The sequence below is a fragment of the Limnohabitans sp. Bal53 genome, from assembly GCF_003063355.1.
In the GTDB taxonomy this organism is placed as follows: Bacteria; Pseudomonadota; Gammaproteobacteria; order Burkholderiales; family Burkholderiaceae_C; genus Limnohabitans_A.
This window is the reverse complement of the sequence record NZ_NESH01000003.1, coordinates 91,663-107,406: the sequence shown is the minus strand read 5'-3', so window position 1 is coordinate 107,406 and position 15,744 is coordinate 91,663. Positions and strand designations below refer to the sequence as shown.

Genomic DNA, 15,744 nt, shown 5'->3' with positions numbered 1-15,744 from the left:
ACGGGCGGGGCGCTCAGCGGTTCACCCGACCGATCTCTTAGCCGTTGATGCCAGCGTTTTGTGCTTTGCGAATAGCGTCTTGGGCATCTTTGTCCGACCGCGTGGGTGTGTCAGACCCATCCACTTGCAGGAGCAAGCCCAAGAGCCTGGCCCCATGCTCAACCGCCATAGAAGCGTATTTGATGTCGCCCTGGACCAAAGCGCTGGCCATCAACTCCACCCGCTCAAAAGCATGGATATTGCCCGCCACTTTGCCCGCAACAATGATGCGACCTGCCAACACATCGCCTTGCACTTCACCGTTGGGGCCAATCACCACAGAGATCGCCAAGTCTCTGGGGGCTTCAATGTTGCCGACCACCTTGCCATCGATGCGCACACTTTCCTGTAAACGCAGGCAACCATGGATTTCGGCATGGCGGCCAATCAGGGTGTCAAACTTTTCCTGACTCATCACCAAGGGGGTGTGGGCGGTTTTCTTTTTGCCAAACATGCGCGTCTCCTTTTGTCGAATTCATGAGCGTCAGGACTGTGCCCATGCGGCCAAGGCTTTGGCGGGGTGCATGGCACGTCCTTTGTAAATCACTTCGTAATGTAAATGAGGTCCAGTGGATCGCCCCGTATTTCCCAAAGTTCCCACAGCATCATGACGCTCGAGCACATCCTGGGGTTTGACCCGGATGGTCTTGAGGTGTGCGTAGCGCGTCACGAAACCGTCGGCGTGGGCCACCTCCACCATGTGGCCATAAGCACCTGCATATTCCGCACGAAGCACCACACCGGCCGCCGTGGCCAGCACTGGGGTGCCCACCGGCGCCACAAAATCAATGCCTTCATGCATGCTGGGCAAGTGGGTGATGGGATCGCTTCGCACGCCAAAAGAGCTGGTTAGCAAAAAGTTGCCAGAAAGCGGCAAAGCGGTCGGCAACCGATCCAGTCGCCCCAAATCACTTTGCCAGCTCACTTGCATGTCTGCCATAGCATGGTCGTAATCGAGTACTTTCCGCAGGGACTGGTCGAGTTGGTGGTTCAATTTTCTGGAAGAAAGGCCCCAGGTTGGCAAGAGGTTCATGGGGCCACCCCGGCCAGCCTCGGAACCACGCCCGGTCGGACCTGAAAAAGACAGCAGTTTTTCGATGCCCAACCTGCCGAGAACCTGGTTTTTGATGGTTTCGAGCTCGTGCAGCCGTTCGGACACACCGCTCAGGTGCTGATTCAGAACCTCCAGTTTTTCTCGGTAAACAGCCTCCATTCTTTGCTGTTCACTTTGACTGGTCACGCCACCCATGCGTTGGGCCAACTCGGGCACGTATTCAACCGCCACCCGCAGCCCGATCAAGTGGAACAAAAACCCCAAGAGCACCAAAAAGCTGGACACGGCGGCCAAGGCGGTCAACACGGTGCGGGTGGTGATGGACAGTGTGACCACTTTGTCCGCTGGACCTGCTACCCAAATCAATTGCATGCGTGCTCCAACAGGTCACAACCCGATTCAAAAAAACGTTATTTATACCAAAAGTATTCCTTAAGTCAATTCACCATGAAGCATCTGGGCACGGCGTCACACAGACCTGCAGCGCAAGACGTGTGCATGGCCCAGATCGGCACCGAAGGCCCCACGGGTTGCCAAGTGCGCGATGAGGCCCATCGGCTGGCTGGCGTGTGATGCTTTAAAGCACCCGACTGCGCACTCAGTTTTGCTGCCAGGGCAGCCCGCGGTAACGCCAGCCGCCCTTTTGGCCCCGGTGCGCCTGATCGTCCGGGTCACCCTCAAAGCCTTCCAGAATGTTGTAGGCCTGCAAGCCCAGCTCGGTGGCGCGCTGCGCAGCGGCAATTGAGCGCACGCCGCTGCGGCACAGCAGCACCAATTTTTTGCCCTCCGCGCCCAAGGCCTGAACACCCGCGTCAAAGCCGGGGTTCATGGCCATGCCGGGCCACTGCTTCCAGGCCAAGGCGTGCGCGCCGGGCACAAAACCCACCCAAGCCCGCTCGGCATCGGTGCGCACATCGACCAACTCTGCCTCGCCCGACTGCACCCAAGCCCATGCCTGCTCTGGCGACACATCACCGGCATAACCGTTTGCAGCGGCGGTTTGGGGGGTGGCGGGAGAGGTCATGGCGTGTCGTCCTGGTTGTGGCTTCAATGGGGCTTGAATGATAGCTTTTTGCACCAAAGCCCTGGCCTGCCCGGGTGTCAGTGACAGGACAGGCCACAGCGGCTAAGATGCGGGTTTTGGTTGACGTTTACGTCAACGTCAAAGTCGAGCCCAACTCAACCGCGAAGAACGCCTGCACCCGGAGACACCCCATGACCGACTTGTCCTCTGAATTCAAAGCCTTGGCCGAATACCGCCCCACGAACAAGGTGCGATTTGTCACCGCTGCATCCCTGTTTGACGGCCACGACGCCGCCATCAACATCATGCGCCGCATCTTGCAGAGCATGGGCGCCGAAGTCATCCACCTGGGCCACAACCGCTCGGTCGACGAGGTGGTGACGGCTGCGCTGCAAGAGGACGCCCAGGGCATCGCCATCAGCTCTTATCAAGGCGGGCACAACGAATATTTCAGCTACATGGTCGATCTGCTCAAAGCCCGGGGCGGCGAGCACATCAAAGTGTTTGGCGGTGGTGGCGGCGTGATCGTGCCGGCCGAAATTCGCGCTTTGGCAGACAAAGGCGTGCGCATTTTCAGCCCCGAAGACGGCCAAAAAATGGGCTTGGCCGGGATGATCGGCGAGATGGTCATGCGCTGCGACCAAGACGTGAGCCCCCTGGCCCCCAAAGACGTGGCAGCGATTCAAGGCCACGGCGAGATGAACTGGCGCGCACTGGCGCAACTGATCACCGCGTTAGAAAACGACAAGGCCGATGCCAGCGTGGTCAAAGCTGTGCGGGAACAAGCTGCGCAAAAGAAAGTGCCCGTGCTGGGCATCACCGGCACCGGTGGTGCAGGCAAGTCGAGTCTGACGGACGAGCTGATCCGCCGCCTGCGTCTGGACCAGGGCGACGCGCTGCGTGTGGCCGTGATCTCCATCGACCCCTCGCGCCGCAAGAGCGGTGGCGCCCTCTTGGGCGACCGCATCCGCATGAACGCCATCAGCCCCTGGTCACAAGGCCCCCGTGTGTTCATGCGTTCGCTGGCCACGCGAGACTTTGGCAGTGAAATTTCGGCCGCCCTGCCCGACGTGGTGGCCGCCTGCAAGGTGGCGGGCTTTGACTTGATCGTGGTCGAGACCTCGGGCATTGGCCAGGGCGATGCGGCCATCGTGCCCCATGTGGATGTGCCCATGTACGTGATGACGCCCGAATTTGGCGCGGCCAGCCAGCTCGAAAAAATCGACATGCTCGACTTCGCCGAATTCGTGGCGATCAACAAGTTCGACCGCAAAGGCGCATCGGACGCTTTGCGCGACGTGGCCAAGCAAGTGCAGCGCAACAAAGAAGCCTGGACCACCCCCACCGAACAAATGCCGGTGTTTGGCACCATGGCCGCCCGCTTCAACGACGACGGCGTGACCGCCTTGTACCAAGCGCTCAAAACCCGCTTGGCCGAGCTGGGCATGCACACCACCGAAGGCCGTTTGCCGGTGGTGAATGTGCGCTACAGCACCCACCAAAACCCGGTGGTGCCGTCTTCGCGCACCCGCTACTTGGCCGAGATCAGTGACACGGTGCGCGGCTACAAAAAGCGCGCCATCGAGCAGTCGCGCCTGGCCCGTGAGATCCAGCAACTGCGTGCTGCGGCACGCATGCTCGAAGTGGGCAAATCCGGTCGCGCCAAGGCCGCCGAAGCCGCGATAGACCTGGCTGTGAGCCGCGAGCAAACGCAAGACCCCACGGCCCGCAAGCTGCTGGCCCAATGGCCCGACATGCAAAAAGCCTACGCGGGCGACGAGTACGTGGTGAAGATCCGCGACAAGGAAATCCGCACGGCACTCACCACCAAGAGCCTCTCAGGCACAACCATCCGCAAGGTCGCGTTGCCCAAGTACGAAGACGACGGTGAAGTGCTCAAGTGGCTGATGCTGGACAACGTGCCCGGCAGCTACCCCTACACCGCAGGCACCTTTGCCTTCAAGCGCGAGGGCGAAGACCCGACCCGCATGTTCGCCGGTGAAGGCGATCCTTTCCGCACCAACCGCCGCTTCAAGCTGGTGTCTGAGGGCCTGCCCGCCAAGCGCCTGTCCACCGCGTTCGACTCGGTCACGCTGTACGGCAACGACCCGGACCTGCGCCCCGACATCTACGGCAAGATCGGCAACTCGGGCGTGAACGTGGCCACACTCGACGACATGAAGGTGCTGTACTCGGGCTTTGACCTGTGCAACCCGACCACCAGCGTGTCGATGACCATCAACGGCCCCGCGCCCTCGATCCTGGCCATGTTCATGAACACGGCCATCGACCAGAACATCGACAAATTCAAAGCCGAGAACGGCCGCGAGCCCACCGAAACCGAGACTGCAAAAATCAAGGAATGGGTGCTGGCCAATGTGCGCGGCACGGTGCAGGCCGATATTTTGAAAGAAGACCAAGGCCAAAACACCTGCATCTTCTCGACCGAGTTCTCATTGAAGGTGATGGGCGACATCGCGCAATACTTTGTGCACCACGACGTGCGCAATTTCTACAGCGTGTCCATCTCGGGTTACCACATCGCCGAAGCCGGGGCCAACCCGATCAGCCAGCTGGCCTTCACACTGAGCAACGGCTTCACTTTTGTGGAAGCCTACCTGGCGCGTGGCATGCACATCGACGACTTCGCGCCCAACCTGTCCTTCTTCTTCAGCAACGGCATGGACCCGGAATACACGGTGCTGGGCCGTGTGGCACGCCGCATCTGGGCTGTGGCCATGAAAGAGAAATACGGCGCGAACGAGCGCAGCCAAAAGCTCAAGTACCACATCCAGACCTCGGGCCGCTCGCTGCACGCGCAAGAGATCCAGTTCAACGACATCCGCACTACGCTGCAAGCATTGATTGCGATTTACGACAACTGCAACAGCCTGCACACCAACGCGTTTGACGAAGCCATCACCACACCCACCGAAGACTCGGTGCGCCGCGCCATGGCGATCCAGATGATCATCAACCGCGAATGGGGTCTGGCCAAGAACGAAAACCCCAACCAAGGTGCTTTCATCATTGACGAGCTGACCGAGTTGGTCGAAGAAGCGGTGCTGGCCGAGTTTGAAAAAATCGCCGAGCGCGGCGGTGTGTTGGGTGCCATGGAAACCGGCTACCAGCGCGGCAAGATCCAAGACGAGTCCATGCACTACGAGATGCTCAAGCACACCGGCGAGCTGCCCATCATCGGCGTCAACACCTTCCGCAACCCCAAGGGCGACGAAGTGCTGGAAAGCCTGGAGCTGGCCCGCTCGACCGAGGAAGAAAAGCAGAGCCAACTCCAGCGCCTGAACGACTTCCACACCCAACACGCCAAAGAGTCCCCTGCCATGCTCAAACGCCTGCAGCAAGCCGTGATCGACAACGGCAACGTGTTCGAGGTGCTGATGGACGCGGTGCGGGTCTGCTCCCTGGGCCAGATCACCAACGCCTTGTTCGAGGTGGGCGGTCAGTACCGACGGAACATGTGAACCAACAGGTCGCCGATGAAGCGGCCGACCTACAAACCCACATGTAAATCGGTAGCGACAAACTAGCCGAAATCAACAGGCCGATGCTTGGCTGAATCGACGCATGCGTTCGGCTGTGCCTGGGTGACTGTCCATCAAACCGGTTTCCCCGGGTTGTTGGTCCAGGTGTCGCAGGATGTCGGAAAACCGTTGCGGCGTCACACAGACGCTTTGCAGCCATTCCAAGGCGAAGTCATCCGCTTCACGCTCCATTATCCGTGAATAGCCCGTTTGCAACAGCAAGGCAGGCAAACCCGCAGCCACATCAGACACACTGCCCACATCACCGGTGATGGCCACCAAAATCACCCCAGCCCCCAGCGACTGAAGTGCCAAACGCAAACCATGCTGCGCATGTACGTGGCCCAGTTCATGCGCCAGCACGGCCATGATTTCCTCATCGTGCTGTGCCAGCAAGATCAGCTCATCAGTCACCACCATCGACCCGCCCGGCAGCGCCATGGCATTGGCCCCGATGCGCTTGCCTTGCCGAAACAAGAGCTTGTATAGCGGGCAGTCCGTGCGTGCACACAAGTCCTGCAACTGCTTCGCCAAGGCCTGCTGCCGCTGCTCGGGTAGTTTCGATGGGGCCAGCCACACACCCTCCAGAACCTGCAGGCTTTGCTCCCCCATGATCTGCACCAGCGCATCCGGAACGACAGCGGCCACAGCTTTAGCGGCTACTGGCACTCCCCAGCGCAAGCCTGAAAACACCAAGGCGCATGCCACCAGCAACGCACCGAGGGCATAGAGCATGCGCGATTCCAGCACCCGTGCCCATCGCTCCATGCCTATGCCATCGGCCTGCGCCCAGTGCGCCCCCAAGGACCGGTCGTGAAGCCGAAACAAACCACCATCGCTCAGATGAATGAGGGCATGGGTCTGCCCCACTGCAGGGTCCCAGCGCAGCTGATCCAAGGGTGCAGACCCGACCACGTCGTTGGAGGACCAATGCAGATGACCCTGGCTGATCGTCAGCTGCACCAAATGGTTGCGTGCACTGAGACCATCGAAATAATCGGCCTCAAAACCACTCATAGGAATCCTGCACCCACATCCAGGGCATCGGCCATTTCAGACCCTGTTGCGCCCGGAGCTTGCACACGCGAACCGGTGAAGATGTCCAAAGCTTGTGCCGATTGCACCGTCAATTGCGCTGCGCGGTAGCGGGCAAGACGAACCCGCGCCCAAGGGTAAAAGAGCCCCAAAGTGATGACCAAGAGAAAAACGTTGGAGACAAAAATCCAGATCAGGCTGCGTGCGCGCAAACGGCTTTCGAAACCCACCGCACCCAACGAACTGTGGTTGAAATACAGATTGCCGACACGGGCCATGACATAGCCGGAAATCATCAGTAGGGCGGCATAAAAGAGCACGACCCCAACGCCCAACAAGCTGGCACCCAGCTCGGGGTTAGAGGCCACGCGCAGGACACCTACACCCATCAATGCGGCAGGCACCAACAGCATGCCCAGCGCGATCAGATAAATTCGCCAGAACGGTTTGAGCTGCCCTTGGTACTGAGCGGGCGTATTCCCAAAGCGGGTGTGTGCAATCACAAAACGGACCTGGCGATAGGTCATATAAGGCAGAATCAGGCCGAGCGTGAAGGGCAGCAGCAATGGCAACAACAGATAAAGAATAGCCGCCTCTTTCACGTCACCCGTGAAGTCAAAGCGGATGCCGCGATAAGCACTCATCCGGGCATTGAAACGCAAACCTGCAATCACCAGCCAAGGGGTCGCGATGAGCAGCGCCAACATGATCGCCACAGCCAATGCTGGCATGAAATGACTGGACAGTGCATAAACCGCGATCACGACCAGCGCGATCAAACGCCCCATGAGCAACTGCATGGGGGTCGCCAGATAAGTGAACGGCTGGCCATCCAGCACCGTGTGACCATAAAACCATCGCTGGGTGCGCACTTTGGCCCATGCCGAATAAATGCCCACCGTCACGATGCTCAGCAGGATGTTGACAATCCAGATTTTGAAATATTCGCTGCCGCGACCGTTGAAACTCAATGGATACGATTTGCTGTCTGCCACAAAAACCTCCGCACTCAACAATGAAAATGGTGTGAGCTGGCAATTTTGCATCTTAAAAATGCATTCTTTAATACGCTTCTCGATAAATATTTTTTTAGCTGTAGGGCACGGCCAAAAACGAGAACCCGAGCCAAGGTGCCCTCATCATCGAAGAGTTGACCGAATTGCTCGAAGAAGCCGTGTTGGCCGAGTTTGAAAAGATCGCCGAGCGTGGCGGCGTGCTGGGTGCCATGGAAACCGGCTACCAGCGCGGCAAGATCCAAGACGAGTCCATGCACTACGATATGCTCAAGCACACCGGCGAGCTGCCCATCATCGGCGTCAACACCTTCCGCAACCCCAAGGGCGACGAAGTGCTGGAAAGCCTGGAGCTGGCCCGCTCGACCGAAGAAGAAAAGCAGTCGCAGCTCAAGCGCCTGAACGACTTCCACGCCTTGCACGCCGCCGAATCACCCGCCATGCTCAAACGCCTGCAGCAAGCGGTGATTGACAACGGCAACGTGTTCGAGGTGCTGATGGACGCGGTGCGGGTCTGCTCGCTCGGCCAGATCACCAACGCGCTGTTTGAGGTGGGTGGTCAGTACCGGCGCAACATGTAAGGAACTCAGCGGTTTTATCCCCAATGAAGCCAGAAGACTTGTACATCCACGGATGTACAAGTCAGCCCTTTTTTGCTAGGATGCACACGTACATCCCAAAAGAGGGCAAACATGGCCAACACCAAACTCTTCAAAAACGGCAACTCCCAAGCCGTTCGCATTCCGGCCGAGCTGGCCTACGGCAGCTGGGACATCGACCTGGACATTGAGCGCATCGGCGACGAATTGCGTATTCGCCCGGCCCGCAAGCGCATGGGCGACGTGCTGGGCAAGCTGGCCCGGTTTTCACCCGATTTCATGGCAGAAGGTCGAGGCATCAGCACCGAAAACGAACGCGAGGCTTTATGAAACCCAAGTACATGCTGGACACCAATATCTGCATCTACTTGATGAAGCACCAGCCACCGCAAGTGCAAGCGCGATTTGCCAAATGCTTCGTGGGTGACGTGGTGATGTCGGCCATCACACTGGCTGAATTGGAATTCGGTGTGGCTTGCTCTGGGGATGCGCAGGCCCACAACCAGGCTTTGCTGAGCAGCCTGCTCGAAGACATTCCAGCAGCTCCTTTTGAAGGCCAAGCCGCTCGCATTTATGGGCCGCTGCGTGCCGCCCACAAAGAACGCCAAAAAGATGCGCTCGACAAACTGATCGCTGCGCACGCCCTGTCGCTGGGCACAACCTTGGTGACCAACAACGAGGCCGATTTCAAAGGGTTCACGGGCCTTCGCATCGAAAACTGGGTCAACGCCCACTGAGCCTCGAAAGTTCACCCGATCTGCGCCCTTGAGCGCCAGAGTTCTCAAATCATCCTTGTATTTTTAACATGCCATATTTAAAATACAAGGATGTTTGAAAGAAAATCGGCACTTGAAATCCGCCAGCAGTTGGGCTTGAGCCCCGCTGTGGCCATTTTGGGTGCCCGTCAAATCGGCAAGACCACACTGGCCAAGCAAATCGCCGCCGAGTTTCCAGACTCGATTTACCTTGACTTGGAAAACGCCCAAGCACGCGCCAAGCTCGACCAAGCCGATGTGTTTTTTCAAGCCAACCGCCACCGCTTGGTGGTTTTGGATGAAATCCAAAATGCGCCTGAGCTGTTCAACACCATGCGCGGGGAAATTGATGCAGACCGGCGCCCTGGCAGGTTTCTGATCCTGGGTTCAGCCTCGTTCAAATTGCTCCAGCAATCGCAATCCCTGGCGGGGCGTTTGGCCTTGGTGGACATGGCCCCCCTGTTGCTGAGCGAAGTGCATCAAAGCTTTCCCGATATTCAAACCCTTTGGTTGCGGGGCGGATTTCCGGGCAGCTACACCGCCCCCCACGACGACGCATCCTGGCTCTGGCGCGATGCTTTTGTCAGGCACTTTCTTCACACCGACCTGCCAGGCCTGGGCATCAACGTCGAGCCTGAATTGATGCGGCGCTTTTGGCGCATGGTGGCGCACCTGCATGGCCAGCTGTTCAACGCGTCCAGCATCGCAGCGTCCTTGGGCGTCTCATCACCCACAGTCACCCGTTATTTGGACCATTTGGTGCAGTCGCTCATGCTGCGCCGGCTGGAGCCGTTCCATGCCAACTTGGGCAAGCGGCTGGTGAAGTCGCCCAAAATCTATGTGCGAGACAGCGGTTTGCTGCATTACCTGCTGGGCATGCGAAACGTCGATGATTTGATGGGCCACCCCAACACAGGCGCATCGTGGGAAGGCTTTTGTATCGAGCAAATCTGCAACCACTTGCCCGCAGGTGCAAGCGTCTCCTTTTACCGCACCGCTGCGGGCGCCGAGCTGGATGTGGTGGTCGAGACAGGCCGTGAAACCACTGGGTTTGAAATCAAGTTTTCGTCTGCCCCCAAAGTGTCCAAAGGCTTTTGGCAGGCCTGCGAGGACATCGGGGTCCACAAAGCCTACGTCATGGCCCCAGTACAAGAAGGATGGGCCATGGCCAAGGATGTCCAAGTCGTCTCACCTCTGGACATCCCCATGCTCCTGAGCAAACCTTGAGTTGATTTTGAGCGTCACCTCAGTCTGTGCATCGAAAACTGGGTCAACGCCCACTGAACCTCAGAAGTTCACCCGATCCCCACCCTTGAGCGCCAGCATGCTGCGCGCCTCATCGGGGGTGGCGATCTCAAGGTTCAGGGCTTCAAGCACGGTGCGGATGCGCTGGACCTGCTGAGCGCTGGACTCGGCCAATTTTCCGGGGCCAATCCACAGCGAATCTTCCAGACCCACCCGCACGTTCGAGCCCATGGCCGCACCGATGCTGGCCAACGCAATCTGGCCTTTGCCTGCGCCCAAAATCGACCACTGGTAATCGTTGCCAAACAGGCGGTCGGCCGTGCGGCGCATGTGCATCAGGTCTTCGGGGTGCGGGCCAATGCCACCCAAAATGCCAAACACCGACTGCACAAACAAAGGCCCCGTGACCAGCCCCCGGTCGCGAAAGTGCGCCAGGTTGTACAGGTGGCTGATGTCGTAGCACTCAAACTCGAAGCGGGTGCCGTTTTCTGTGCCCAAACGCAAAATGGTTTCGATGTCGTTGTAGGTGTTTTTGAACACCAAGTCGCGGCTCTTTTCCAGGTGCTCACGCTCCCACTGGTGCTCAAAGTGTTGAAACAGGCAATCAAAGTTGGCGATTCAGGAGCTCTACCGCTAAGGTTAAAGGAGCTAAGACAAGTAGAACAAAGCAATCGAAAGGAGACGAGGAAACAGCTTTATCACCAGACTTATCCACAATCTTGAAATAAAACATCAATAACCAAGTGGCTCATATTTGAACGTGAAGTCTGGCTCTGTTTGGTAAGTGAATCAACACTGCGGCCAAATTGTTCGCGTCCACACCACTCACGCCAGCTGTGGCGTAGTCGGTGACTGCCGGAGCTGTGACGCCTGTTTCGGCATAGTCAGCGATGACGTTCAATGCTGCAGCTTGTGCGGCCTGGGCCGCTGCTTGCGCAGTGATGCCTGCGTCCACCGCCGTTTGCACTTTGGTCAGGGTGTCGGTTTCAGTGCCATCGTTGGCCTTGGCTGCAATGGCAGCGTTGACGGCTGCCAGGTTGTCGGCTGTCACGCCTGCAAAGCCGGCTTTGGCAAAGTCTGCAGGAGTCAAAGCTGGGCTTGGGGGTTGGCCTGCTGCTGTGGCTTGAATGGCGTTGGCGATGCGCGCTAAGTCATTGATTTCTGTAACGGTGTCGACGTCCGACACTTGGCTGGCGCCCACGATCTCGTTGAGCAGGGCCAGGTTTTCTGGATCGGTGGCGGCTTGGCCAATGTTCGCGCCAACGGCGGCGTACTGCGCCGCTGTCGGGTTGACGCCAGGCGTTGCATCGCTCGTGTTGTTGCCGCTTGTGGCGGCCGTGTCGTTGGCTTCGGCCAAGATGGCTTTGTAGGCGTCCACGATCGCTTGCACTTCGGGCGTGGTGTCCGCTGCACCTCGGTCGTCTGGGGTGCCCACGGTGGTGTCAGCCCCAGCTTGGGCATTGATGGCGCTGTTGACAGCTGCCAAGTTGTTCGCGTCCACACCACTCACGCCTGCCGTGGCGTAGTCGGTAACTGTGGGCGCTGTGACGCCGCTTTCGGCGTAATTGGCGATGACGTTCAATGCTGCGGCTTGCGCGGCCTGGGTCGCTGCTTGCGCACTGATGCCAGCGTCCACCGCTGCTTGCACTTTGGCCAGGGTGTCGGTTTCTGTGCCGTTGTCGTTCTTGGCAGCAATCGCGGCGTTCACTGCTGCAATGTTTTGCGCTGTCACGCCTGCAATGCCCGCTTTGGCGTAGTCGGCAGGAGTCAGCGCAGGGCTTGGCGCTTGGCCCGCTGCTGTGGCCTGGATCGCGTTGGCGATGCGCGCCAAGTTGTTGATTTCGGCAACGGTGTCCAAGTCCGACACTTGGCTTGCGCCCACGATCTCGTTCAAAAGTGCGAGGTTTTCTGCATCGGTGGCCGCAGCGCCAATGTTCGCGCCAATGGCGGCGAACTGCGCCGCTGTCGGGTCAACGCTCGGTGTGGCATCGGCTGCAAGTCCGTTGGCCTCGGCCAAGATGGCTCTATAGGCATCGACGATCGCTTGCACTTCGGGTGTGGTGTCCGCTGCGCCTCGGTCGTCTGCGTTGCCCGCTGTGCCGTCCGCACCCGCTTGGGCGTTGATGGCGCTGTTGACCGCTGCCAAATTGTTCGCGTCCACACCCGTCACGCCAGCTGTGGCGTAGTCCGTAACTGCGGGCGCTGTGACGCCGGTTTCGGCGTAAGTGGCGATCACGTTCAAAGCCGCTGTTTGGGCGGCTTGGTTAGCTGCTTGCGCGGCTACGCCTGCGTCCACCGCCGTTTGCACTTTGGCCAAGCTGTCGGTTTCGCTACCGTTGTCGTTTTTAGTGGCAATGGCGGTGTTCACAGCGGCGATGTTGGCGGGCGTCACGCCTGCAAAGCCGGCTTTGGCAAAGTCTGCTGGGGTCAGCGCAGGGCTTGGCGTTTGGCCAGCTGCGGTGGCCTGGATCGCGTTGGCGATGCGTGCCAACTCGTTGAGCTTGGCCACCGTGTCCACGTCCGACCCTTGGCTTGCACCCACGATGTCGTTCAAAAGCGCCAGGTTGTCGGCGTCTATGGCCGCTTGGCCAATGTTCGCACCGATAGCGGCGTACTGCGCAGCTGTGGGGTCCACTGTCGGTGTGGCGTCGGGAGTGGTGTCACCCACATTCGCGTTGGTGTCGTTGGCCTCGGCCAAGATGGCTCTGTAGGCGTCGACCAAGGTCTGGACTTTGGCGGGCGTGTCCACTTGCGCGCCGGTGATGGCGGCGCTGTTGAGCGCGTCATTGACAGCAGCAAGATTTTGTTCCGTCACCCCAGCCACACCCGCTTGGGTGTATTGGGCCAGGCTGGGCGATGTGGCGCTGGCTGTGTTGTTTTGCGCTGCATCCCGAATGGCCACAAGCGCCTGTGCCACGTTGTCGCTGTCTTGCGCCACGCCGTAGTCTTGCGACGCGGTCGCTGCCGTGCCGCCCGTGCCGCTCACGCGCGCTTCGATGCGGGTGTCGGCGTCAGCCAACAAGTCCTCTGCCGGCACGTTGATGCTGAACTGACCGTTGGCTTGCGCGGGGCCGCTGAAGGTCTTGTTGTTCAGGCTGAGCGTGACGGTGTCGCCCGCGCTGAATTTACCCACCACTTTGCCCGTGATGGCCACGCTGCCCGTGCGCTCTGCGCCGCTGATGAAGTTGTCACCCGTGACCGCATCGAGCACCAGGGCCGTTTGGGTGGGGGTCGTGGCGCTGTCGACCACGTAGTCTTGGCTGGCAGTGGCCGTGTCGCCCCCCGTGCCGCGCACGCTCGCTTCGATTTGTGTGTCGGGGTCGGCCTTGAGGTCGACCATCGCCACGTTCACGCTAAAGCGCCCGTCAGCGGCGGCAATGCCCACGTAGGTGCGCCCGTTCAGGCTCAAGGTGATCAGGTCACCGGCCGCAAACGCGCCGCCCACCCGGCCCGTGACGCTCAGCGCAGGAGCGGCCCCCTCGGTCGCATCGATCAGGTTGTCACCCGTGATCGGCTCCAAGCTCAGCGTGGTCTTGATGCCCTCGGGCACTGGCGTGGTGCTGGCATCCACGCCGTAGTCTTGCGACGCGGTCGCTGCCGTGCCGCCCGTGCCGCTCACGCGCGCTTCGATGCGGGTGTCGGCGTCAGCCAACAAGTCCTCTGCGTGCACGTTGATGCTGAACTGACCGTTGGCTTGCGCGGGGCCGCTGAAGGTCTTGTTGTTCAGGCTGAGCGTGACGGTGTCGCCCGCGCTGAATTTGCCCACCACTTTGCCCGTGATGGCCACGCTGCCCGTGCGCTCTGCGCCGCTGATGAAGTTGTCTCCCGTGACCGCATCGAGCACCAAGGCAGTTTGCGTGGGGGTCGTGGCGCTGTCGACCACGTAGTCTTGGCTGGCGGTGGCCGTGTCGCCACCCGTGCCGCGCACGCTCGCTTCGATTTGTGTGTCGGGGTCGGCCTTGAGGTCGACCATCGCCACGTTCACGCTAAAGCGCCCGTCAGCGGCGGCAATGGCCACGTAGGTGCGCCCGTTCAGACTCAAGGTGATCAGGTCACCGGCTGCAAACGCGCCACCCACCCGGCCCGTGACGCTCAGCGCAGGAGCGGCCCCCTCGGTCGCATCAATCAGGTTGTCACCCGTGATCGGCTCCAAGCTCAGCGTGGTCTTGATGCCCTCGGGCACTGGCGTGGTGTCCGCGTTGACCGCATCCACCACGGTTTGCACTTTGGCCAAGGTGTCGGTTTCTGTGCCGTTGTCGTTCTTGGCGGCAATGGCAGCGTTGATGGCAGCGATGTTTTGCGCTGTCACGCCTGCAATGCCCGCTTTGGCGAAGTCGGCAGGGGTCAAGGCTGGATTGGGCGTTTGGCCCGCTGCAGTGGCCTGGATGGCGTTGGCGATGCGCGCCAAGTCGTTGAGCTTGGCCACCGTGTCCACGTCAGTGGCTTGGCTTGCGCCCACGATGTAGTTCAAGAGTGCGAGGTTTTCTGCATCTGTCGCAGCAGTACCGATGTTCGCGCCCATGGCGGCGTATTGCGCCGCTGTCGGGTCCACGCTCGGCGTGGCGTCAGGGGTGGTGTCACCCGCGTTGGCGTTGGTGTCGTTGGCTTCGGTCAAGATGGCGCGATAGGCGTCCACAATGGCTTGCACTTTGGCTGCGGTGTCCGCCTCTGCGCCGCTGATGCCGCCAGCAGCTGGCGCCTGGCCCGGCACGCCCGAGTTCAAGGCGCTGTTGATGGCCGCCACGTTGCCCGCGTCCACCCCGGTGATGCCCGCTGCCGCATAGCTTTGCGGCGTGAGCGTGCCTGCCGTGTTGTTTTCTGCCGCAGCGGCAATGGCCGCCAAGGCATCGGCCACAGCACCGGTCTCGCCCGTTGCACCGGCTGCACCCGCTGTGCCCGCCGCAGCCGCAGCCGCAGCCCCCGCACCCAGCACACCCGCTGCCGCCAGCAAAGGATTGAAGGCCAGCACCGCCAAAGCAGCGGCTCCCTGCGGCTCAGCGCCCGTCCCCGAGACCTCTGCCCCCCCCAACACCACACTGACCGCAGGCTCCCCATCGCTCAAGGAGCCAATGAGGCCCTTGACATCGGGATCTTCCGGAATGTATTCATAAAATGCCCCGCTTTGGTCCTGACCGACCACACCGTTGTAGCCCTCAGGCATCACCTCGTAGTAGTCCTCCAAGATGAGATCTGCCTCTTGACTGCCCTCCAGCAAGATGTGCAAGTGCTTGCCCACCCGCTTGACCTTGATGTAGTTGGGCGCCGCTGGTTGCGCCTGGTCCAACTCCTGCAACTGGTACTTCTCCCCGGCTTGGGCCTGAATGCGCAAAGGCTTGGCGCCAGCCCCCTGGCCCTGCTCGACTTCATAGGTCTTGTCCGTGTCGGCTTTGCCCGTGCTGGCGAGGATTTTGAATTTTTTGGCCATGGTGATCTCTCCC

General features: G+C 60.0%; 11 protein-coding genes and 2 pseudogenes. 6 read left to right on the top strand and 7 right to left on the bottom strand.

Annotation, left to right across the window (positions count from 1 at the left end):
- Window positions 1-37: 37 nt before the first annotated feature.
- The gene (locus B9Z50_RS10045; RefSeq protein WP_108363926.1) at window positions 38-493 is read right to left on the bottom strand and encodes a polymer-forming cytoskeletal protein; all 456 of its coding nucleotides are present in this window, start codon (window positions 491-493) and stop codon (window positions 38-40) included.
- Window positions 494-523: 30 nt separating this feature from the next.
- A complete protein-coding gene (locus B9Z50_RS10040; RefSeq protein WP_108363924.1) occupies window positions 524-1,465 on the bottom strand; it encodes a M23 family metallopeptidase in 942 nt (313 codons plus the stop codon).
- 75 nt (window positions 1,466-1,540) lie between these two features.
- On the opposite strand from B9Z50_RS10040, the gene B9Z50_RS18080 reads away from it, so the two are divergent.
- A complete protein-coding gene (locus B9Z50_RS18080) occupies window positions 1,541-1,666 on the top strand; it encodes a hypothetical protein (RefSeq protein WP_255418370.1) in 126 nt (41 codons plus the stop codon).
- Window positions 1,667-1,691: 25 nt separating this feature from the next.
- Here the strand turns inward: B9Z50_RS18080 and B9Z50_RS10035 are convergent, their stop codons facing one another.
- Entirely contained in the window at window positions 1,692-2,117 is a 426-nt protein-coding gene (locus B9Z50_RS10035; RefSeq protein WP_108363922.1) for a rhodanese-like domain-containing protein, read from the bottom strand.
- Window positions 2,118-2,308: 191 nt separating this feature from the next.
- On the opposite strand from B9Z50_RS10035, the gene icmF reads away from it, so the two are divergent.
- Window positions 2,309-5,599 carry a fused isobutyryl-CoA mutase/GTPase IcmF gene (gene icmF / locus B9Z50_RS10030; RefSeq protein WP_108363920.1) on the top strand — a complete coding sequence of 1,097 codons (3,291 nt, stop codon included), beginning with the start codon at window positions 2,309-2,311 and terminating at the stop codon, window positions 5,597-5,599.
- A gap of 72 nt (window positions 5,600-5,671) precedes the next feature.
- Here icmF and B9Z50_RS10025 read toward each other — a convergent pair whose 3' ends face one another.
- Window positions 5,672-6,676: a M48 family metallopeptidase gene (locus tag B9Z50_RS10025; RefSeq protein ID WP_108363919.1), complete on the bottom strand. Its 1,005-nt coding sequence runs from the start codon at window positions 6,674-6,676 to the stop codon at window positions 5,672-5,674.
- The gene (locus B9Z50_RS10020) at window positions 6,673-7,689 is read right to left on the bottom strand and encodes a YjgN family protein (protein WP_108364368.1); all 1,017 of its coding nucleotides are present in this window, start codon (window positions 7,687-7,689) and stop codon (window positions 6,673-6,675) included. Before B9Z50_RS10020 ends, B9Z50_RS10025 begins: the two co-directional genes overlap by 4 nt.
- Before the next feature lie 104 nt (window positions 7,690-7,793).
- On the opposite strand from B9Z50_RS10020, the pseudogene B9Z50_RS10015 reads away from it, so the two are divergent.
- The 4 genes and pseudogenes from B9Z50_RS10015 to B9Z50_RS10000 form a co-directional block, all read left to right on the top strand.
- Window positions 7,794-8,288 (top strand): annotated as a pseudogene (locus B9Z50_RS10015) (methylmalonyl-CoA mutase family protein); the annotation flags it as partial.
- Window positions 8,289-8,399: 111 nt separating this feature from the next.
- The gene (gene vapB / locus B9Z50_RS10010) at window positions 8,400-8,636 is read left to right on the top strand and encodes a type II toxin-antitoxin system VapB family antitoxin (RefSeq protein ID WP_108363917.1); all 237 of its coding nucleotides are present in this window, start codon (window positions 8,400-8,402) and stop codon (window positions 8,634-8,636) included.
- On the top strand, window positions 8,633-9,043 hold the full coding sequence (locus B9Z50_RS10005; RefSeq protein ID WP_108363915.1) for a type II toxin-antitoxin system VapC family toxin: 411 nt from the start codon (window positions 8,633-8,635) through the stop codon (window positions 9,041-9,043). The genes vapB and B9Z50_RS10005 overlap by 4 nt, the downstream gene beginning before the upstream one ends.
- A gap of 90 nt (window positions 9,044-9,133) precedes the next feature.
- On the top strand, window positions 9,134-10,288 hold the full coding sequence (locus tag B9Z50_RS10000; RefSeq protein WP_108363913.1) for an ATP-binding protein: 1,155 nt from the start codon (window positions 9,134-9,136) through the stop codon (window positions 10,286-10,288).
- A 60-nt stretch (window positions 10,289-10,348) separates the two neighbouring features.
- Here the strand turns inward: B9Z50_RS10000 and B9Z50_RS09995 are convergent.
- A pseudogene (locus B9Z50_RS09995) lies at window positions 10,349-10,888 on the bottom strand (3-keto-5-aminohexanoate cleavage protein); the annotation flags it as partial.
- Window positions 10,889-11,054: 166 nt separating this feature from the next.
- Entirely contained in the window at window positions 11,055-15,731 is a 4,677-nt protein-coding gene (locus B9Z50_RS09990) for an Ig-like domain-containing protein (RefSeq protein ID WP_108363911.1), read from the bottom strand.
- Window positions 15,732-15,744 lie beyond the last annotated feature (13 nt).

Excerpts from the sequence above, each read along its gene's own strand:
- B9Z50_RS10045 (WP_108363926.1), bottom strand. The coding sequence starts at position 493 with ATGTTTGGCAAAAAGAAAACCGCCCACACCCCCTTGGTGATGAGTCAG.
- B9Z50_RS10040 (WP_108363924.1), bottom strand. The coding sequence starts at position 1,465 with ATGCAATTGATTTGGGTAGCAGGTCCAGCGGACAAAGTGGTCACACTG.
- B9Z50_RS18080 (WP_255418370.1), top strand. The coding sequence starts at position 1,541 with ATGAAGCATCTGGGCACGGCGTCACACAGACCTGCAGCGCAAGACGTG.
- B9Z50_RS10035 (WP_108363922.1), bottom strand. The coding sequence starts at position 2,117 with ATGACCTCTCCCGCCACCCCCCAAACCGCCGCTGCAAACGGTTATGCC.
- icmF (WP_108363920.1), top strand. The coding sequence starts at position 2,309 with ATGACCGACTTGTCCTCTGAATTCAAAGCCTTGGCCGAATACCGCCCC.
- B9Z50_RS10025 (WP_108363919.1), bottom strand. The coding sequence starts at position 6,676 with ATGAGTGGTTTTGAGGCCGATTATTTCGATGGTCTCAGTGCACGCAAC.
- vapB (WP_108363917.1), top strand. The coding sequence starts at position 8,400 with ATGGCCAACACCAAACTCTTCAAAAACGGCAACTCCCAAGCCGTTCGC.
- B9Z50_RS10005 (WP_108363915.1), top strand. The coding sequence starts at position 8,633 with ATGAAACCCAAGTACATGCTGGACACCAATATCTGCATCTACTTGATG.
- B9Z50_RS10000 (WP_108363913.1), top strand. The coding sequence starts at position 9,134 with ATGTTTGAAAGAAAATCGGCACTTGAAATCCGCCAGCAGTTGGGCTTG.
- B9Z50_RS09990 (WP_108363911.1), bottom strand. The coding sequence starts at position 15,731 with ATGGCCAAAAAATTCAAAATCCTCGCCAGCACGGGCAAAGCCGACACG.